This window comes from Parapedobacter indicus (assembly GCF_900113765.1).
In the GTDB taxonomy this organism is placed as follows: domain Bacteria; phylum Bacteroidota; class Bacteroidia; order Sphingobacteriales; family Sphingobacteriaceae; genus Parapedobacter; species Parapedobacter indicus.
Genome location: NZ_FOQO01000007.1, coordinates 250105 through 271123 on the forward strand (window position 1 = coordinate 250105; position 21019 = coordinate 271123).

Consider the following 21019-nt stretch of genomic DNA (forward strand, 5'->3'; position numbering starts at 1 on the left):
TTTAATCCAATACAAAAACCGCTCTAGGAATGACTCCTGGAGCGGTTTGTTTTGTTGGAAGAATACTTCGATTACTCTTCCGTTTTTGTTTCTTCACTAGCTGGAGCCTCTTCGGTTGTCTCCGTAGCAGCTTCAACTTCGGGAGTTTCTTCGGCCGCCTCAGGAGCTTCTTCAGCGGGAGGCGTATTCTTCGCTTCAACAGCCGCAGCTATTTCTGCTTTTTTCTTAGCTTCCGCAGCTAGGGCTGCTTTTTTCACTTCTTCTTTGGATTGAGCCAATCCGTCCTTTTTGCCTTGGATTTTGGCTTCTTTTGCACCCAGCCACTCTTCAAATTTGGCGTCGGCCGCCGCCTCATCAAAAGCACCTTTTTTCACACCGCCCTGCAAGTGTTTTTTATAAAGCACTCCTTTGTACGATAAAATCGCACGGGTGGTATCTGTGGGTTGCGCACCTTTGTTCAACCAATCAAGGGCTTTATCGAAATTCAAATCGATCGTTGCCGGATTGGTATTGGGATTGTATGAGCCGATGCGCTCAATGAATTTACCGTCACGCGGAGCACGCGAATCGGCAACTACTACATGGTAAAAAGGCTTTCCTTTTTTACCGTGTCTTTGCAATCTGATTTTAACTGCCATTCTGTTTTTTAAAATATGTATTCAACATAACCCCGGAGCGCTGTGCTGCGGGGCTGCAAAGATAGGTAAATTATTGCTCATAACCAAATCGCTTCAGGTAATTATCTTTTTTCCGCCAATCGGGGATTACCTTGACAAACAGCTCCAAAAACACTTTGGTTTGCAGAAAGTCCTCGACATCCTCCCGCGCATAGGTGCCCACTTTCTTAATCATACTGCCCGCTTTACCGATGATGATATTCTTCTGTGAATCTCGCTCTACAATGATTTCTGCACTGATCCGCGTAATGGCCGCTTCTTCCTTGAATGCGGTGATAACAACTTCGGTACTATAAGGGATTTCCTTTTCATACAGTTTAAATACCTTTTCCCGGATGATCTCCGACACGAAAAAACGTTCATTCCGATCGGTGAGTGAATCTTTTTCATAGTATGGCGGGTGTTCCGGAAGACGATCTAAAATAAACTGCATAATCGCGGCTATATTGTGCCCATGCAAGGCCGATATTGCAAAAATCGCCTGGGGATTAACGAGCTCCTGCCAGTATCCTATTTTCTGTTTAACCTCGTCTTCTGTCGATTTATCAATCTTATTAATGAGTATGGCTACCGGTGAATCGGTCTTTTTCAGTTTTTCAATGACATCGCTTTCATCATACTTTTCATGGATATCCGTAACCAACAGGATAATATCGGCATCAATCAGCGATCCCTGTACGGAACTCATCATCGATTCCTGCAGTGTATAAGCGGGTTTAATCACGCCGGGCGTGTCAGAAAAGACGATCTGGTACTCCGGTTCATTGACAATCCCAATGATGCGGTGCCGTGTTGTCTGCGCTTTTGGCGTCACAATAGACATCTTCTCCCCCACTAACGCATTCATTAAGGTAGACTTACCTGCATTTGGCTTTCCGATGATACTAACAAATCCAGCTTTATGAGACATTTTTTTAAAAATTGATTTGGTTTACAAAGAAACAAATTATATCTTTGCAGTCCAATTCGGAATAGGAATTAAAAAATCCGGCAGCGATTGTTCGGATCTTACATAGGAAACATTGCGGGGTGGAGCAGTTGGTAGCTCGTCGGGCTCATAACCCGAAGGTCATTGGTTCGAGTCCAATCCCCGCTACTACAGAGAAAAAGGCTTTTAGATGTACATCTGGAAGCCTTTTCTTTTTGTTATAATATTCTGAATATAAGCTACATACAAAAACAGCAAATTTATTCTTGAGGTTCGACTTTCATCTGTTTTCTTGCTGTAGGTGATGCCTTGAGCGTATATACCCGTTTGATTCAGCCAAGGGCTATCAACCTAGACAATAATCCCAAGTCAGTCACACAATGGGTTTGATCGAAGAAGCCGAAGCGAAAGGTGAATTCTTGCCAGTCGGGAGGGTATAGAATTGGATGCATCAAGAAAAGCGGCAACCTGGTCGCTCAAAAGAAAATTTCACAATTCATTATCGAAATCGCTGACAACCCAACTTCAGGTACAGGGCATCCTGAACTACTGAAACAATGCTAAGCTTAATGATAAATAAAGCTCGCGGCACTTTTCCCGTATTCATGATGCCAGTGGATAACAAGCATTAGAAATCAGCCGCTAAATCCCATGCATATACGTAATCTTCCCCCTCCCATTCCTGCACACCTTGTATTTTTAAGGTCCATTGGGTTGAAGGCGGTGAACTGACGCCGAAGCCGTCTTCTCCGAAGGGCGCTCCGTTAACTTCAAGGAGGAACATATTGCTTACGGCTTTATATGCCGTGGTCTCGCCTACGGCTATCGTTCCGAAATCGGCTACCCGTTCCTCGCCGTCAAAATTAGTACTGGCCTTGTTTGGCAGGGCCTTTACGGTAATCGGACCGGTAAGCATGTTATTGGGTATGCTGCTATCGGTGTCGTTCACAATGCGGAGGTACATGATGACTGGATCGTCATCGACACTGCTTTTCTTACAGGCACAAAAAACGGTAGCCAGAAATGTCATAGAATACCACACAATGGGTTTGATTGTCTTCTTCATAAATGATGTGATTAGTTAGATTACAATACTTCGTTAAAAGAACAAACAAGTTTCTGATTTACAGCAAAATAGTGGATAAATAATGGTTGAAAATTTTTAATAAACCCTTGATTTTCAGTATCTTAATAGGATTTTCTCACGATTCTATAAGATATGGTCACCAAGGGGTATAATCTATACAAAACACTGATAATCAACGTATTGACTAATATGAAAAATATCAACGCATGCAGGCAGCGTTTCATGGTCGAGGCCGTTACCCTGTTCCTTTCGATAAAGGGCCGGATCAATTTCCAGCAGCTGGAAAGGTACGGCAAATATAGCGAACGGCGGTACCGTATCCAATTCGAGAAGCCATTTGATTTCATGCTTTCAACAGCGGATTGGTCAGGCAGCACGGCAGCGGGCATTACATCATCGCCCTTGACCCCAGCTTCATCGCCAAATCGGGCAGGAAGACGCCCGGCATCGGCTATTTCTGGTCGGGACAGGCAGCGCGCATGAAACGCGGGCTTGAAATGCTGGGCGTGGCGGCCATCGACGTGGCGGGCCACACCGGATTCCATCTGGATGCCTGCCAGACCCTGAGCGACAACCATCCCGGAAAGTCGCTGGCCGGGATCTACGCGGACTCATTCACCGACCATGCCGGGCAGCTCCTGGAACTGTCCAGCATTGCCGTGGCTGACGCATGGTTCACCAAGAAGCCGTTCATCGACGCGGTCTGCGGGGCCGGTTTCCAGTTCGTGGGCAGGATGCGCGATGACGCCAACCTGAAATACCGCTACACCGGCCCACGCAAGCCCGGTCGTGGAAGACCCCAGGTGTACGAGGGCAAGGTCAACCACAAGGACATCAAGGCCGGCTATTTTCATGATGTGGAACTGGCGGACGGAACCCTGGCCACCACAGCCGTGGTCTATGCCGTCTCACTCAAACGTAACGTCCGCGTGGTCAGGGTACCTTTCGGCAAGACGCACAAGCTGTGCTTCTCAACCGATACGGAGATGGATGCCGTAACGATCGTAAGATACTACCGCCTACGCTTCCAGATCGAGTTCATCTACCGCGACGCAAAACAGTTCACCGGGCTGGAGAACTGCCAGGCAAGGAGCGAGAACAAACTCGACTTCCATTTCAATCTGGCATTGACCGCAACCAATGTCGCCAAAGCCGCGCATTGGCTCAGCATACCCAAAGAGAAGCGTGCCTCATTCTCGATGGCAGACATCAAGACGATGAACCACAACGCTTTACTCATGGATAGATTTTTTTCAACCTTTGGGGTGAACCCACACTTGAAGAAAAATCAGAAACTTGTCAAAGAACTATTACTATACGGCACTATTGCCGCTTAAAAATTAACTAACTATTGAGATTACAATGGTACGAAAAAACGACCGGATTTCTGCCGTTTATTCCGCTTTTATCAAATCATCCGGTTTTTCTTGGCCAATGCAATGGCCTCGGTTTTAGAATGCACCTGTAATTTTTGGTAAATGTTTTCGATATGCCGGCGAACGGTGGAGGGTGAAATGCACAAATTGGCTGCAATGGAAGTATAAGGAAGCCCTTTCGACAGCTGTTCCAAAACTTCGGTTTCCCTGCTGGTGAGTTTTATGGTCTCATCCACGTCATCGTTTTGCAAAGACAGGGGGGCACGCAAAAGGTTAAGGGTTTTCAGGGCAATGGACGGCGTCATCGCCGCACCGCCCGCCAACGTTTGGGTAATGGCATCATAGAGCGCTTGCGGCGCGGTATCTTTCAATAGATAGCCGTCGGCTCCGGCCTGTATGGACCGGAAGATGTTGTCATCGTCGTCAAAAACGGTCAGCATAAGGATTTTAATGTGCGGATATTTCTGCTTGACCAACGCCGTGGCTTGGATGCCGTTGAGTCCCGGCATTTCAATATCCATCAAGATCAACGCTGTTCGAGGCTTTTCTTCCAACCGATCCATGCACTCCTGCCCATTTTTGGCGGTAAAGGAAATCGAAACAGCTTCGAAAAATGAAAGTTTTTCCTTGATACTTTTTATCAGGAAATTATTGTCGTCGATAATAGCTATTCTTGTTTTCATCACCATGAACGATCATATCGGCAGGCCCACCTTGAAGGTAACGGTTGTTTCTTCGCCCAGCACGGGCAGCAATTCCAGCTCACTGCCCAACTCCCCTGCCCGTTTCCGCATATTCTGCAGCCCGTTTCCGGCTTCCACTTCATTTTCCACAAACCCGCTCCCATCGTCGCGGACAGTAAACCGAATGCCATTGCCTTCTTTGGAAACAAGGATGTTAACATGACTGGCTTCGGCATATTTCAAGGCATTACTGGTGGCTTCCTGAATGATACGAAAAATATTGAGCCCCTGTAATGCCGTGAATTTCAAATCTGTCGGGATGCTTTCGTCCACTACAACCGCAATATGGGTTTTTAGTTGGGACTGTTTGGCTTTTTCGATGAAGTTGGCGATGCGGGACTGCAAATCCGCGAGGGTGATGCCCGCTTTGTTCATCGCCCAGATGGTATCCCGCAGTTCCTGTATGGTTTCTTTGGCAAATGCACCGATATTATCCAGCTTTCCTGTCAGTTTTTCGTTCTTGTCGGCAATGTAATATTTAATGGTATCGATTGCCGATACGATAAACGAAAGCTGCGCCCCGATATTATCGTGTAAATCCCTCGATATAGCCAATCGCTGTTCCTGCAAGCGGTTCTGGCTTTCGATTTTTTCCAATGCCAGCTTCAGGTCGTTGTCTTTTTGTTGCTGGATATTTCTGAGCACCTGCTGTTTGTACAGCAAAAAGCCGATCAGCCCAATAATAATTGCCAATGCCACCAACCCGAAAATCCAGAAGCTTCTGTTTTTGAGGGCAAGTTGGTGGTCTGTGATTTCCGCCTTTTGTTGAAGAATTTGTTTTTCCTTTTCGGCTGCTTCGTATTTTTCTTTGAGGTTGAGCATTTCCTTTGCTTTTTCTGACAGATAGAGGCTATCTCTAGCCGTTATAAACTTCTTAAGATAAGCATTGGCTTTTGGGTAATCCTTCTTTTTTTCGTAAATAAGGGATAATGCGCTTGACAGCACATCAATAGCTGGAATATAATTTATTTGCTCGGCTTCTTTAAAGGTAGCTAAAGCCAATTTTTCGGCTTCCTGTATATTTCCTTGTTCCAACAATATGTTGGACAAGTCATTCTTCAAATGAAAAATAGAAAACCGGTCTTCTCTTTCCTTTTGAATTTCGATAGCTTGTACATAATATTGCTCTGCATCTTCCAGTTTTCCAGCTTTCCAGCTGGATAAGGCCATATTCGTCAATGGGTATGCTTTGTCTAACCTTGCCCCAATGGCCTCGTAACCCTCCAACGATTTCTTGGCAAATTCAAAGGTCTTATCGAACTGCTTTTTGTCCAGATAGGCTGCGGATATACAGTTATAGCTCACCGCTATATAATAGTTATTTCCTAATTTTTGATATATTTCTAAAGCCTTTAGATAGTATTTAAGGGACAAATCGGGTTCAGCAATTAATCTGTATCTATTACCCAAATTGAGGTAGGAACCTGCAATCCATAGGCTGTCTTTTGCTTTGATAAAGTTATCTAGCGCTTTAAATTGGTATTCGACAGATTTATCAAGTTCGGTAAGAACCTCATAGGCATTTGATATACCTGTATAGAGGCTCCCCAGTGCATAATATTCTTCTGACACCTCTAAAATGGGCTGTGCTTTTAGATAATAAGCTAATGCTTCCTTAGGCTTGCTCGCATCATGAGAAAAAATACCGTAGGTAACCCATATCCTCGCCTTATAATAATCACTATTTATGGATTCGGCCTCCTTAAACGCCATATCGGTATAAAATTTGGCGCTATCCACATTCACAGAACGAAACTTCATTGCGATATCCTTTAAAAACAGCACTTTATCGCCACCTTTTTTTTCAGGTAGTGATGCCTTTAGGGTTGCAATTTCTTGTTGAAAGGTTTGGGCAACGGCAAGATGAGAGATTGTACCGAACAGTACCAACACCGTTACTGACTTGAAAAGCTGTTTCATTGAACACATTTTCTAAAAATAGGCATTTTATTTCAACGTTCGCTGTGATATTCCGTTCCTTTTAGCAAGTTTAATGAAGAATGAAGTACTTGTTTGAATGCGGAAGCCAGCATTTCGGGGTCTTCGTTCTGTGTTTGTGAAACTGGAATTTTCTGTTCCATTTCCGCTAATCGCTTTGCTATTACGCTATTGATTTCTTTATTGGCTTCCTGCCAGGAAGTGATAGCTTTTAGTTTCTTCAATTTATTTTCAAAATCGGTGGCATAAATATTTTCATCCAAACTGCTGTATGTTTCAAAGAAGTGTTGAAGCTCTTGTACAACAATCCATAACAATCCGATAATCACGATAAATAATAGGGCTAATTCTATCATATTACACTCCTTTGTATTTTCTTCTTCTGATTTTATTCCATTTCACGGTTGCCCAAACGATGATGACCACGGCAATAACCCCGATGATAAACGGTGCGGAAAGCACAAACAGGGTCAGCAAAGCAGGAAAAACACCCCAAAAGGTGGTTTCCACAGCATAGGGGTCGCCGATTTTGACCTCGGTGTACATGAGGGTTTCTAATAGCAAATTGCTCAATTCGTCAACCTTTGCAAATAAACTGTCGGATTGTGTGATGATTTTTTCAAATGAAAAGGTTTCGTTGCGTTCGTAATAGGTTGCTACCAGATTGTCTTTGCGTGTGGGCGAAAAATTGGTTTTCGTACCGCTGTACAGTTGATGTGTCTCGTTGTAACGGAACCCGAAGCCCGACGACAAGCCCTGCACATCTTTCGGGGTAAGACCTTCCATTAGCTGTACGTAGAAGTTTCCTTTCTGAATCGGTTGGTGCCATACGTTTCCGCTTTCCAACAAGTAGATAAAAGCGTTTTTTCGTTCGTAATTATATCCGCTTCGCACACCTGCATTGTTGGTATTCACGATAAAATAAACTGCTACCGATTGGCTTTCGTTGGGTGCGAATGCCATTTCCCATACCATCCAGTTATCGCTTGACGGTATCGAACTTTTATTGTCGTTGTTCAGTTCGGGATGGGCTTCTTTCAATAAAGGCAACCATTCGTCTTTGGCGCTGATTTTAAATCGGCTCAAACTGTCGAGCGTCACTTCGTTGCCGTCAACTTCGCCACCATAGTAAATACCATTAACAGGATAGCCCATTTTGAAGCGGAGTGGTTCGCCCGTGGTATTGCGGAACAGGTAAGTGCCTTTTACCACCGCATAGCCTTTGTAGAGCTGAATGTAAATGCGTTCCTGCTGCATCTGCACTTTTTTGAACGTGAGGCTGTCTTGGGGATAGAGCATCGTAAAGACGGTGCCGCCTGCGTTCCAAATGCCCGGCTGTGCGGCATTGGCAAAGGCTTTTTGGGAAAAGCCAAGCGCCATCAGCAAAAGTGCTGTACCGAAAATGTGATGTACTATCGCTTTCATAAACGCTATTCAAGTAAGGGTCAGTATCCGGTGTAAATAAAAGGTGCCCAAAAATACGGGTGGGTTTGATCGCCATATTTACCGTTAATAAAATTACGTTTTACGTCCGCCAATGCCGCCGAGGTCTCCATGGCATGATTAAATATGCGGTTGTACAATTCCACGCTCAAATACATGGTTCCCGAGTCGCTCACGCTCCACAATGACGTAAGCGTACTGTTAGCCCCTGCGTTGAAAAGTGCCTGATTGAATCCTTTGATACCGTCGCCCGGCGATTCGATCCCCAGTGCTGTTTGGCAGGCACTGAGCATGACAAAGTCAACAGGCAGGTTCAACTTCTCCAGCTCCTCCACGACCAGCATTCCGTCTTCACCATGAACGGGTTCCGACTTTACGGTCATCGCAATACCGCTCAAATCGAACACATAGGGATGTACACTGGCATGGCTGGAGAGGTGTACTGCGCGATATTTCCCTAGTTCGCCAGCAGCACTCATTTTTTTGAGTTCATTTTCGGTCATCCGGTCATCTAAACGGGTTTCCGTTTTCTGAACAATCTCCTCAATGACCACAACTTCTTTGCGCCCGCCTTCCAAATAAGACATGGGTTTATCTCCCTGAAAAGTGGCAAAAGCATAATCAAGCGGTTGTCCCTTTCCCAGATCTTCTCTGACCCGATAGCGGAGCTTTTCAAGGTCTCCGATAGAGTTAAGCGGTGCTTTCGGAGCGGAATACAGATCGTAAGTAGCCCCGCCAAACCCCAATACATTTATTTCATAGGTCTTGTTAGGCTGATTTCTCAACGTATATAGCATGGCGGCATTCGGGATGTAGCCAATCTCAAACCGCTCTGCCAGGTAATGGCCGTTGTCATCCACCAAGGCGTCAAACGGAATGGTTGCTATCAGGCCTTCCGGACTGATCATCAATTTGTCAACCGTAAAAAGATCAACATCCAGTCCGCTGATAAACGTGTGGTAGAAGCGGTTCAACAAGTCAGCTACATTTTCTTTTTGATAAAACACATAGCGACCATCTACTACCCCAGCTTCCATGTGTTTACGCAGATACTGGGTCATCAGTTTGAATTCGCCTTTGGCAAAAGTGTTGGGTATGCGAGTTTTCACTCCAGTCAGGTAGTCCAGATTTACTGCCCTAAACTCCATCTTTGCCCGTTCTTTTTCCAGTTCAATCAGTTGGCTTTTCTCATTAGTCAACAAATCGTCAAAGGCACCTGCCGAACGGTTATATTTGACAATCACGTTGTCTTTAGTAACCAAACACATCAGATACGTGCCGTCATACGTTGTCCCTTTCGACACGTCGATAAAAGACAAATAAGCCTCTTTTTCACCAAGAATGGCCTGCAATTCTTTTAATGGCAGCTGCTTTTTGACACTGCGCTTGTCATTCAACAAGGTGTACATACGGTTTGACTCGATAACATCATAAATTTTTTCGAATTGTTTGGTTTCATAGTACGCTCCCGCCAAAAAGCCATTTATTCGCTGGAATTTATCGAGATAGCCACGTTGTGCTAACAGGTCCATGTTATCCAGCAATTGGACCTCTTCTGCTCTCGCTTTTTCAAACTGCACAGCTGCTTCGGCATATTTCTTTTGCCCTACGAGCGTTACACCATCATTGTAGGCATTACCCGTAGCGACCACGGCCTCATCACCAACGATCTTCGCGGTAGTGGCTATACCGTTCTTCACAAGCTGCACATAATCAAATTGATCTATCCCAGGCGTTTTAAGGAAATTTTCTGCTTGTTGTGCAACAGCCCTTGCTTTGTCCAGATCTTTATTGAACGCATACGCACGCAGCAACACATTATAGGCTTCAGCTATATATTCTGGCGATTTTAGTTTAGGCAATGTAGCTGCATAGGCATCCGCAAGTACAGCAGCGTCCTGATATTTTCTTTGTTCGGTCAATGCCATCGTCAGGTAATAATACACCTTGGCTATGGTAGCAGACGACGGCAGGTTACTCCGCAGTGCAGACGTTATCAGGTTAGACGAAGTCTCTACCTTGTCCCACCGTTTTAAAGCCGCCTGCACTCTTGCCAGTCGCTCATAAGCCCGATATCGGGAGGCTAGATTATAGTTGCTCTGGTCGAAAACGATCTTTTCCAAATGGGGCTCCAGTTGCTGTCCGAATGTGAAGTTTACTTTTTCGGACATCCCCGCAATGCTCACCAGCGCATCGACATATAGCGTTCGGGAAATCAGTCCTTGTTGCACGGCTTCCTCCGCCGCAACCCAATCTGTCAAAATCTGAGCTGATTTTTCATTGCTGGCAATATCTCCATAAGTAGCTCCCAAGCTCGAAGCCAAGTTTTCAAAAGTTGCCTTTGCCCGTTTGATGCTTTCCTCTTCGTAATTTGCCAGATAGCCTCTTGCCTGCTGCACCGTAACCGAAAGAGGCGTGTAGCTGGCGAGCGAATTGAGGTATCCGTTCAAACTTTGATAATCTCGCTGCATACCAGCAGCATCCTGCCCCAGTGTTTGTAAATTCCTGATAAACTGTTCCGCTTCCAACGGCTGATTCGCGAATACGGCGTGCATAAATCCATAGAAGCTTCCACCACCATCATAGCTGTTATAGGCTACATCCCATTTGGAAAATGCTACCGCGTCCTCCGGCTTGTTAAGGTCATAAAAAGCACGTGCAACCAATTGAAAAGCCAGCGCATTGCCTGGATAGGTTTCAATCAGGTTAGCAGCCGCCTGCAAGGCAAGTGTCGGATTTTTAGCTTGTTTCGCTTGTTGATAGGCCGTATAATCCGGATGGGATTCCATTTTGACGGGAGGAATATCAACCTGCGCGAACGCCAGACCATGAGCCACTAAGAGAAAAAAGATAATTGAATAACGCATAGTTGACAGGTTTTATATAAATGAATGAGTTGATGTATCGGTTTGATAGGCAGCGGCTTCATACTTGTTGTTCATTACGCCACATAAATTTCTTCGTTGCCAGCATTGGTTACACTCAAAACCAGATTGCCGTTGGCGGGTTTGTATAAAATGATTTGATCACCAACATTTAATTTTCCATACAGCTGGTCATTCACCTTAATAGTTCCCGCCGAAGTTTCCACATTATTTGAACGCTTGCCGTTATGTGAGTATTTAGATTTGTCTTGTACAATAGCGAAAATACCCTCTTTGTAAGCATATTGCTTGTTACGGTAGTATAACCTCCATTCCTTATTGAATTTCCAAAATTGATATACCGCAATCAGCATCAACGGAAACAGGAAAACTAACATAATCTGCATATCGCCCACCATAAACGGCACAATAAAAAATGCCATTGCCGATATGACAATCAATCTGAATTTTGCTTTGCCCCAAAACCCTCTTTTCAATGCCTCGAAATCGTCTTGTGTAAAATATACTTTTCTCGGTGTGCTGCTCAAAAACTTCCGTTTCTCGTCATCTGCTTCTGTTGATTTTTCGGGCGGTAATTCATTGGCATTGCCGACTTCTAAAAATAAGGTAACGTGAGATTTTGGTGCTTTTTCCATTGTTATAGCCGCACCTACTTTTAATTTCCCGTAATGTTCCTGCTCTATGGAATATTGCACACCATCTATAGCTACATAATAGTGGCGCGAGGTGGAACCGCTACTGCTGACACTGCCTGTTTTACCGTGGGAGGGATGTGTAGTAGAAGTACGTACATTTAGTTTTTTATCGGTTATCTTGCCCCCTATCCGGTATTTGAAACCTCTCCGCAGGTCAATAGCATAGCTCCAGATCATATAGGCAACAACGCCAAAGAATAACACACTAAAGCCAACGAGTATGTAACGTGAAACACCATCCTGCAAAAAGCCGGTATCGGCATCATTACCCAAAAACGAAAAGAAAGCATAAAACATTCCGGCCGCTACAAACGGAAACAGTACGGTCGGCAACAGGTGCTTCCACAGCTTTTTGATATCTTGCTCATTGAGTGGTAACTTTTCTTTCATCGGGTTGGTTGTCATCTTACGCTGCATTAAACAAACTTATCAATGGCTTTCTGATCACATCATTTTTCGGGTTCATTGTATTCATTTTTTGGTGGCTGTGCTTGTTTTTTTGTAGCCACATAATGCTGATAGACTTGTTTGCAAAAATCCAATATGGCTTTTTCATCTTTTGCCGAGTACATCTTATCTGCGGTCTTGATTCTGCGTATCGTCACTTCTACCCAACTGGGGTCGCTATAGTAAAGATGCCTGTATGCTACACGTGCTACCCAGATGTCGCCATCGTACAGATATTCTGTCACGTGGATATCCATCACCTTGGGGGTCTCACCTTGTTGGTTGTCATAATGCACCAGCTTTGTTTCAAGGTCGCCTTTGTCGTTGTAGCTGTACGTGGTGAGTTCTTCCTTGCTTTTTCTTTCCATGGGCTGCGTAAATTTGAGTTGTTTTACTAATTTCCCTTGGTCATTGTTTTGATAAATAATGTCGGACACTATTTTGTTGTCTTTAAACTCTTTGACACGATATTCTTTTGTTCCGTTATATTCGATTTTCTTCCACGGTTCTACCTTTGCATCGTAGAAATTTTTGCTTTGCAATTCATCTGCCGCGTTATAATAGGCGACGGTTCTGGCGGTATAGCCTTTGTCCGCCCTGCGCTTGTAGGTGATTTCTTTATCTTTTTTTTCGACGGAGAACGTAGTAGAACTTGAAGACATCCCTCCATCCTTGGTGCCAAAGATGTAGTCTATCTTTGTAAGCTGTCCATCGGCATTATAATGGTAGACATCTTGGGTAGCCATATTATTGGTGATCATTTTTTTAAGCTGTGCAAGTTTCCCTTCGCTGTTGAAACGATATTCCTCACCACCTGTTTGGCTAAATATCTGTTTATCACCGCTATAACTACCTGTGATTTCTAATGCCATTTCGGTGTTTGCAGGCAGATCGAAATCTTCTGGCTTGGTGAGTTCCTGTGCCGTGGCAGTAAAACCGAGGGTAAAGAGAAGAAAACATCCCTTCACCCCTCCCAAGGAAGAGGATAAGCATATTTGGATAACATTGTTGATTGTTTTCATGCTACTGGAATTTGATATTTTAAGACTATGGGATTCATCGGAGCATTGACCCATCTATTTTCTGCCCATAAGTGGCAATGCTTGTAAAAAGGATAAGTAGCCGTGTGATTGTTGCTTTCATTTTACGGAGTATTTGGGCTTAACTGTTGTTTTGCTTTTGAATAATGTTATCCGAAGTGGTCAGTTTTTGCATCAACATCCGCAACAGCAAAAAGGGTAAGATGATGAGTGCCGAACCCCAACGGTTTTCGGGCGTGAATATTTCGGGATAGTTTCTGACTACAAAAAACATCAATGCGCCGCCCACGATGATCGAAACGTGAAGCACGATTGTGTTGGGATTGAACGCATCAAAGTAAACGTGTAGCGGTTGCTGTGTCTGGTGCAGATACCAGCGTTCTAACAGAACAAAAATCAGATTGATATTGAAAAACCAATTGTGGAACATCAATACCTCCATATTGGTGATTATTACAGCATCCGGACTGTCCACAGCGGCTATAAACCCGAAAATCACGACCAAAAACACCCAATAAACCCCCATCAGAAAAAGGCTTTCAAAAAAACTGTTATTGCGTGTGATTTCATACACCGCATTTTTGTTGCGTTTGTAGCACAATCTGTCCACCACCCAACGAACAAATTCATTCCACCAAAAGAAGTAGAGCAGATAGAAAACGGTGCTTTGTCCGTTCACTACCGACAGCAAGGTCAATACCGTAAAGATGAAGAAATCCCATTGACGGTAATATAGTAAGGGCCGTTCTATGATGGAATGAAATGGCTTCATTGTCCTATGACAAATTGCACTATATAGCTATCAAATAACCCTACCAATGGCTATTATTCTAACCAATAGCGGACTGCGTTATAGCGAACGGAGTTTGTGCCTACCACAAATACGGTATTTCCTACCGGCGTAAATTGTCTGCCGTCACTTCGATTGCCACCGCCAATGAAATCGGCGATTTCTACGCTACCGTCCGTGTTTTTCTTATACAATACGAACGCATTATCCTGCACGATACCGCCAAGATTCTCATTGGCTAAGAAGTAGTATGCTCCATTAAGCACAAACCCGCCCGTAGCACGCTTTTCCATGTCAACATGTTTATAATCCGAATTTTTAACCGTTAAGGCTTTTGTACTCAAATCATAGGTTACTTCCCTGTTGCCTTCAAAAACCAACTTCAATTGATTATCAAGTGCATAAAACAACTGGAAATAGCTACGCGCTTCAAAATTCGGATTTCCTTGATAAATTATTGCAGGAACCAAATCATCAGTGGGCACCCGTATATCTTCATCGCTCCATTGCTTCGTATTTAAGTCAAATACACCGATATAAGCTTCACCTAAATCCTTGTATAAGGGGAAATAATAAATTCTATTATCCCAAAGTGTCATCTTTCCGGCAGACTTCAAATTCCAAATCGCTGGGTTAGCAGGCGCTGTCGCATCATAAACATTCCGGTCGACACTGGCTAATTTGGACAGTTGTAAGGTCTCTAAATCGTATTCCCATAAAACGTCATCTCGACCAGTAGCTTCCCTTGGCATAGCAAAATAAACTTTAGCGCCATCCCGAGCATACGTCGTAAACGGGTTGTACCATTGAGTTCCGCTATATAGCGACCGTTCCAGGCCTTTTTTGTCATTACTATTCGGATTATTCATATCAAACCCATATTGACTGAAATCTATGGCGGGAAGAGGTGTCAGTTCTCTTGTCGTAATATCATAGGAATAATTCTCCGTCCCTCCACTGCCAAATAGAAGATATAGCTTATTGTTATGGAAGGCTTGAATATGCCCGGTTCGGGCAATACCCGACAGCTCGTTTAACGGTTGCATCACGTTTCCGCTATTTATTATTCGCACATGCGCCGTAATCGGGTTTGTCTCTCCACATTTATTGGTGATAACCGCTTGAAATGAGGTCATGATATCACCTTTCTGTATCTGGTCATCCGGTATATTGGTGGTAAATCCTTTAGAAAAATTATACTGGAAAGAAGGCATTTGTTCTATTTCTTCTTTTTGATAGTACGCCCCTGTTTCGGGATTTATTAACAAATTGTCGTGTTCAAAGTTCCAGCGGACTTTCATGGCACTTAAGTCCCGCTCAAGCCCGCCTGCCCCCACGCCTTTGTAGTTGGCGCTCAATGTTTCGCCCGGATAGAGCGTGATGATCTCTTCAATGACCGGGTTGGTAATATTTGGATCTATGGGTTGGGTAAACAGCGTTCCTTCCGGAATTTCGGGCAGTTTCATCTCTGCACCGTTGCAAGGAAGCTCGTCGTCGTTATTAAAAAGTTTCTTGCAGGACCCTAAAGTAAATATACTCCCTATCAAGAGTAGGCCTGCCATTAAAACAGTACGCCTGGTGCTGATGAATTTATGTTTCATGATTTGAATTGTTAAGAATAGCCAAAACAAATGCGGCTATTTCAAAGAACAACGACCAACTCCATGGCTGGCCGTTGTTTCCGGTTGATTAAAAACTGATTTTATAAATACCGCCTGCGCCGGGGACGCCGTCTTGCTGTACCAACATATAGATACTGCCGTTTTTGTCAGCCGCAAATACATTAAATAAGCTGTGGTAAGCTCTCATATATTTGGTTTTCCCACCCTCTTCAAAGGTTTTGATGATATTGAATCTTCCTTTCCGCTCAAAAGGGCCATCGTTTCCGTGGGTGGCTCCGATACTGTAGGTGAATTTCGGGTACTCATTTACGTTTACATCGTTGTTATCGCCATACAAGGCATAGAAATTACCCCCAGCATGATCAATCCCGAGCATCCAACCATCGCCATTGTTCTGCAAGGCATCGAACTGGGCTTTCCATTCAACTTCGGCACCGATAGTGCCGTTATCCACATCACGATAAACCTGTATGTCTCCCGGATATCCTCTATAGCCAACCAAGCGGAAACGATTGTCTCCCGTAGGCACCACTTTCGCCAGTTCATACGTGCGGGCATAAATCTTGTCCGTTAGCGGATTCATGTTCGCTAAATTTTCATCGTATACCGCCATACCGTACGTAGAATTGGTACCATTGTATTTAATGAACTCCGGAATGTAAAACCGTTTGTCGCTGCCTACAAAGATGTCGTTGACACCCGATGCATTGGATGCTTTGCCTGTGCCCAAAAAGCTGTATTCTTTGGTATTTACATTTAACTTAAAGACATTCTGTGTAGAAAACATAGCGGGTGCCGCATGCTTAGCACCATACAGGTAGCCATCGCCCGCAGGAAAGATAGCCTGTAGGATGAAGGCGTGGGCGGGCGTAAGCGGGAAGTCCATTTTCATGATGGGGTGGGAAGCATCTAAAATGTGTGTGACTGATTTGTCATTGAGATTGATAGCCACCAGATTTTGCGTGTTGTAGGCATAAAGGATATGGTTTTTTTCATCAATCTGCATCGCCAGCATGGCACCATGTTCGTTATTGTTGGGTAGGATCTCCTCAATGGTCAGGTTACCTTCCGTTACCTCAAACAGCTCTTCTATCGGGATGCCTGTCGTCGGCGTTGTCGTAGCAATTTCCAATTCGGGGCCTTCCACGGGGCCTTTCCCTTTCCGGGCTATTGTAATTTTACCACTTTCTGTACCTGCCACAATCTTGAATTTCACTTCGGTCAGCGTAGCGCTAATGATTTCCATGACTTTGTCGCCCACTTTCACTTCGAGCAGCCGCGGGTCGGTGTCAAAATGCTTACCCGTTAAAGTAACCTCATCGCCTGCCTTCGCGCTTGTTTTATCGGCGCCTTCCACGATAGGCGCATAGTGAAACACAGCTGTACTTTCTGCGGTTGCCCCCAAAACGGATACGGAAAGGTGCCCATGCACACCGTCTTCGGGTATGGTCACGTTGAGTTCGGTACTGCTCGCTGAAGTGACCGTCAGTACCTTATCGCCCAATTTCACCTTGTTCTCGTCCGGCAGGGCACTGAATCCTGTTCCTTTGAGGGTGACTTCCGTGCTGGCGCTCCCGTAGTCGGGCATCACCTCGGTAATGGTGAGGTTAGCCCCCGGATTATTGATCTGCGACCTCGGTTTGAGGTTGGCTTTGTAATCCTTTATTGTCGACGAGCCCTTGGCCGTGAACGTTTTGCCATCTGCGTCCTTAAAGGTGATATCCCACTCGAACGTGAGGTCATCACCGTCTATTTTTACGGTAATGTTGCCGGATATGGCAAAGAGCTGATTCGTCTTGGTCACGTACTTGACGTACACCGGCACGGTAACGGTAGTTTGGGTTTGGGCAGTGTTTGCGGCTTTTGTTGCTGCCACCTTGTTCAATGTACGTGTTTTTCCACTTTTATCCACAACAGCTAAACCGGAGAAACCATCGGCCGACAACCCGATGACGGCGGGGAATTGCTGGTTCAGTTGCGTGGTTTTGGATGTCGTCTCGTCTAGGAAAAAGACCATCCGCTCGCCGTCGGGCAACTGCGCACTGACTTCCAGTGCACCATCCGGTTCACCGCTATCGGCATAATAGAACGCCTGGATTTTGTTTTCATCTATGGAGATATCCTGTCCGCCCATGGTCATTTCCATGGAGGTTTCGGTTTCCGACGGGTCTGGCCCCGGGTTGTCTTTTTTACACGCGGATACCGTGCCGAATAATAGGAGGTAAAGTAAATACCTTTTCATAATTGATTACTTGAAAAATTTGGTTTGGAATTCGCTGACGTGGTGCGACAGAAAGGTGGTGATGGCTTGCTCCACACCTTTTTGGTATTTGCCGGCGTCGGCTTTTATCAAAGCGGCATCTTTTGCCGATCTGTTTTCGGCGGAATAAAGTCTACCAAAAGCTGTTTCGGTGCCCCAATTATCGTAATCGGCATCTACTTCCGTCTGTATTTTTTCTTCGGCAATGACACCCTCTATTTCCAGATTTTTTTTCAGCGCACCCACATAAGTACCCAAAGGTGAGCCACCAATTTTATTTTTACCGGCAACAAAATGAATTTTAGACTCGCAATCGACAAGCACTTCTTTCGTACCCGGCGCAGTAAGCCCCAGTTTGTTGCTCCACTTGCTATTGTCCGTATTGGTGGCTACACGGGTCTTCATGCCTTCATCGGCTGCAAGTATTAAATTGGTGTTGGCGGTAAGACTGGAACGTCCGGAAAATTTTCCGCCGATTTCTTTTCCGCTCATATAAAGCACATATAGATTGACATCAACAATTGCCGCATCATTCAACTGCGAAGAAATGGTATTAAAGCGTTCCACTTCACTTTTCCATTGAAAAGTTCCTAATCCTATTCCATCTTTTTTCTTGCCCGATTTGTCGAATCCTTGAATATAAAAAACAGCATCTGTAGGATAGGCGGTGATAAAGCCTGCCGCTTCGGAAGCGCTCATTTCCAGTCCTTGGTGACGCTGGTAATCTTTATAATAATCGATGCTTTTTGCTGCATCGCCATTGAGCACATTAAAGCCTTTGGCTTTTAGGTCGCTTACAAATTGTGCATAAGCATCGTCCGTAATCTGCTGAATGGTGGCAACAGGGATGTCCAGACCCACTGCTAGCTCTGCCTGGGTTTTACCTATTACGCCACCCATCATACCACTTCCTCCTTTCGTACTGGCTTTACGATAATTGTACACTTGGTAATGCACTGAAAAATTGGCAATGTATATGTCTTTGGAAGGGAACTTCCTCGGTCCCATTGCTCCCCTGTCTTCTTTGGGGCTAAAATCTCCCAAACTTTGGGCGTTGACAGTTGTCAATCCCATAAAAAGTGCCATTGTAATGATTAGTCTTGCTTTCATCTGTTTATTATTTGTTTTTTAGTTGTCAGATGGAGCCTTTGATGATTAATATAATCATTGCCCTGTGTGCTTAACTGCGTAGCATTCATGAACACCTTATGAAAGCAAGCACGAATGTGAATAATGATTATTTTAATCATGTCGGGTTCATATTATTTGTATTAAATTGATGTTGTGCAATATTAGCTGTATGGGCTACGTGAGAAAATAGGGCAAATGCCCCATTTTAGCCGCAGTGTTGTTAGCTCCTTTATTTCTTGATAGATCGAGGATTTCATGTTTAAGGATTTTGAATCCCCGCTAAAATTCACCTATTTTGTAGGGACCGGAGGTATAAAACGAGGTACTCCTCGTCTCAAATTCGTTGTCAAGTAGTCTCAAAAAACTAAATTTGATGTATTTAACCTTGTAAACCAACAACATGCGATCCTTTCAATCAGTATCCATTCGCACATTCATTGTATCCGATAGGCTGTTCTAAACGATGGTTCAAGTCCCTAACGCTGCTTTACTTCATGTAAACCTATTGGCAATTTTTGTATTGCTAATCCTTATTTTCAGCCTCGTTTTTAGGAAAAACAATGTAAAAGCAAATGTCTTGCTGGGCCTATTGCTGTTCTATACCGTGTCGACGATTAGCTTGAATGTCATTTCGATCTTCCTGCATCAACCGAGGCTGTTATTTCTAAACGCGATAAATGCAGCAATAAATTTTACGTTTGGTCCGGTTCTGCTCAGCTACCTGGCCTTTATACAGGGGAAAAGTAGCAGCTGGCTGATAAAGGATTTCAGGCATTTCATCCCAGCTCTTCTGGCTCTTTTTTGCTCTTTTTATTATTTGGCGGCCTCTGACGGGCAAAGCATGGGGTTGATGAAGCAAATGCATGCCGGTGAAGATCCCTTGTCAAATACACTGGCTGCTTTACTTTTGCTGCATTTTGGTCTTTACGTGTTTCGCGGGTGGAAAAGTGTCACCGATTACCGGGACAAGGCAACCGAACTAGGTGTGGATGGGATTGAAGCTTCGGTAAAATGGCAAATTGCCTTTATCCAATGCCTCTCCGTGATGATGCTACTGCTGTTGCTTGCCTACTTGTTGCCCGTGTTGATATGGGGCAAGGCGCACGTTTATTCCGATTTACTTGCCGTGCCGCTCATTTCACTTTTCACTTATATCTTCATTATCAACAAGGGGTTGTCTTACCACGTGATTTATAATAAACAGCAGTATCAAGATTTCTTTGACACCGTTACGCCACTCAACCAATTTATGCAAGAGATAGAAGAACTGACGGATCCAAGAAAGGGAGCGGAAAACAATAAGCAACATTCGGAAAACCTCATATTGAAGGAGAAACTTAAAAAGCTTTTGGAAGTGGAGAAAGTATATACAAGGCCCGGCCTGAAATTGAGTGAACTTGCCGACCTCCTCAAGACCAGTCCAGCTTGCTTGTCTGCGTTTATTAGTACCGACTTGAAAACAAACTTTTCAGATCTGATCAACCGGTATCGTATCGAAGCAGCGAAGCAGAACCTTACTCACAAGGATTATCTCAATTACAAAATCGAATACATCGGCGAAATGTCGGGTTTCAATTCTAAAGCCTCATTTTTTAGGGTGTTCAAAAAAAACATCGGTAAAACACCACAGGAATACCGGAATCAATATTCGAAAAGGGTAGGCTAAGAACGTTTGTTGTCGAAGAAAGACAAGTTTGATTGAAATGTGGCTCGCTACTTATTCTACCAGATTCTTTGCATTTAATACCGCTTCATAATCGACTAAAAAGTTCGACTTTTGACAACTTCCCGCTACTTTTGAAGGAAAGTCGAACTAGGCTTTCCTTTTTTTTGTTAAATCAATTTGAGTCAGACGCTATCGCTATCTTAAATTCAGAATAGTTTTTTGCTCATACATTTTTTGTTTAGCTCCCACAGATTTTTCCCAATTACTGCGATGCCAAGCTTTTTTGTATCC

General features: G+C 44.2%; 17 protein-coding genes and 1 tRNA gene. 4 read left to right on the forward strand and 14 right to left on the reverse strand.

Annotation, left to right across the window (positions count from 1 at the left end):
• Positions 1-71: 71 nt before the first annotated feature.
• On the reverse strand, positions 72-638 hold the full coding sequence (locus tag BMZ56_RS15600) for a 30S ribosomal protein S16 (protein WP_090628259.1): 567 nt from the start codon (positions 636-638) through the stop codon (positions 72-74).
• A 70-nt stretch (positions 639-708) separates the two neighbouring features.
• Positions 709-1587 (reverse strand): GTPase Era, encoded by an 879-nt coding sequence (era, locus tag BMZ56_RS15605; protein WP_090628260.1) that lies wholly within the window; start codon positions 1585-1587, stop codon positions 709-711.
• Positions 1588-1700: 113 nt separating this feature from the next.
• Between era and BMZ56_RS15610 the strand changes: the two genes are divergently transcribed.
• Positions 1701-1773, forward strand: a tRNA-Met gene (locus tag BMZ56_RS15610).
• 460 nt (positions 1774-2233) lie between these two features.
• On the opposite strand, the gene BMZ56_RS15615 is transcribed toward BMZ56_RS15610, so the two are convergent.
• Positions 2234-2671: a hypothetical protein gene (locus tag BMZ56_RS15615; RefSeq protein ID WP_090628262.1), complete on the reverse strand. Its 438-nt coding sequence runs from the start codon at positions 2669-2671 to the stop codon at positions 2234-2236.
• A 210-nt stretch (positions 2672-2881) separates the two neighbouring features.
• Here BMZ56_RS15615 and BMZ56_RS25635 point away from each other — a divergent pair, with 210 nt between their 5' ends.
• Together BMZ56_RS25635 and BMZ56_RS15620 are read left to right on the forward strand one after the other, a co-directional pair.
• On the forward strand, positions 2882-3175 hold the full coding sequence (locus BMZ56_RS25635) for a hypothetical protein (RefSeq protein WP_177195167.1): 294 nt from the start codon (positions 2882-2884) through the stop codon (positions 3173-3175).
• Positions 3172-4029: a transposase gene (locus BMZ56_RS15620; protein WP_177195168.1), complete on the forward strand. Its 858-nt coding sequence runs from the start codon at positions 3172-3174 to the stop codon at positions 4027-4029. Before BMZ56_RS25635 ends, BMZ56_RS15620 begins: the two co-directional genes overlap by 4 nt.
• A 71-nt stretch (positions 4030-4100) precedes the next feature.
• Here BMZ56_RS15620 and BMZ56_RS15625 read toward each other — a convergent pair whose 3' ends face one another.
• The 11 genes from BMZ56_RS15625 to BMZ56_RS15675 form a co-directional block, all read right to left on the reverse strand.
• Positions 4101-4751 carry a response regulator gene (locus BMZ56_RS15625; protein WP_090628467.1) on the reverse strand — a complete coding sequence of 217 codons (651 nt, stop codon included), beginning with the start codon at positions 4749-4751 and terminating at the stop codon, positions 4101-4103.
• Positions 4752-4763: 12 nt separating this feature from the next.
• A complete protein-coding gene (locus BMZ56_RS15630) occupies positions 4764-6731 on the reverse strand; it encodes a tetratricopeptide repeat-containing sensor histidine kinase (protein WP_177195169.1) in 1968 nt (655 codons plus the stop codon).
• Positions 6732-6763: 32 nt separating this feature from the next.
• A complete protein-coding gene (locus tag BMZ56_RS15635; RefSeq protein WP_090628266.1) occupies positions 6764-7105 on the reverse strand; it encodes a hypothetical protein in 342 nt (113 codons plus the stop codon).
• Position 7106: 1 nt separating this feature from the next.
• A complete protein-coding gene (locus BMZ56_RS15640) occupies positions 7107-8174 on the reverse strand; it encodes a hypothetical protein (RefSeq protein WP_090628268.1) in 1068 nt (355 codons plus the stop codon).
• A gap of 20 nt (positions 8175-8194) precedes the next feature.
• Positions 8195-11059: a CHAT domain-containing protein gene (locus tag BMZ56_RS15645; RefSeq protein ID WP_090628269.1), complete on the reverse strand. Its 2865-nt coding sequence runs from the start codon at positions 11057-11059 to the stop codon at positions 8195-8197.
• Between the two features lie 74 nt (positions 11060-11133).
• Positions 11134-12045: a hypothetical protein gene (locus BMZ56_RS15650; protein WP_177195170.1), complete on the reverse strand. Its 912-nt coding sequence runs from the start codon at positions 12043-12045 to the stop codon at positions 11134-11136.
• Between the two features lie 176 nt (positions 12046-12221).
• Positions 12222-13241, reverse strand: coding sequence for a hypothetical protein (locus BMZ56_RS15655; protein ID WP_090628272.1), 1020 nt, complete (start codon positions 13239-13241; stop codon positions 12222-12224).
• 139 nt (positions 13242-13380) lie between these two features.
• Positions 13381-14031, reverse strand: a complete 651-nt coding sequence (locus BMZ56_RS15660; RefSeq protein WP_090628273.1) for a hypothetical protein — start codon at positions 14029-14031, stop codon at positions 13381-13383.
• Between the two features lie 53 nt (positions 14032-14084).
• Positions 14085-15650: a Kelch repeat-containing protein gene (locus BMZ56_RS15665; protein WP_090628275.1), complete on the reverse strand. Its 1566-nt coding sequence runs from the start codon at positions 15648-15650 to the stop codon at positions 14085-14087.
• A gap of 88 nt (positions 15651-15738) precedes the next feature.
• A complete protein-coding gene (locus BMZ56_RS15670; protein WP_090628276.1) occupies positions 15739-17913 on the reverse strand; it encodes an IPT/TIG domain-containing protein in 2175 nt (724 codons plus the stop codon).
• 6 nt (positions 17914-17919) lie between these two features.
• Complete coding sequence (locus BMZ56_RS15675) at positions 17920-19041, reverse strand: hypothetical protein (RefSeq protein WP_143072938.1); 1122 nt, start codon at positions 19039-19041, stop codon at positions 17920-17922.
• A 484-nt stretch (positions 19042-19525) separates the two neighbouring features.
• Between BMZ56_RS15675 and BMZ56_RS15680 the strand changes: the two genes are divergently transcribed.
• Positions 19526-20728, forward strand: a complete 1203-nt coding sequence (locus BMZ56_RS15680; protein WP_090628283.1) for a helix-turn-helix domain-containing protein — start codon at positions 19526-19528, stop codon at positions 20726-20728.
• Positions 20729-21019: the final 291 nt, after the last annotated feature.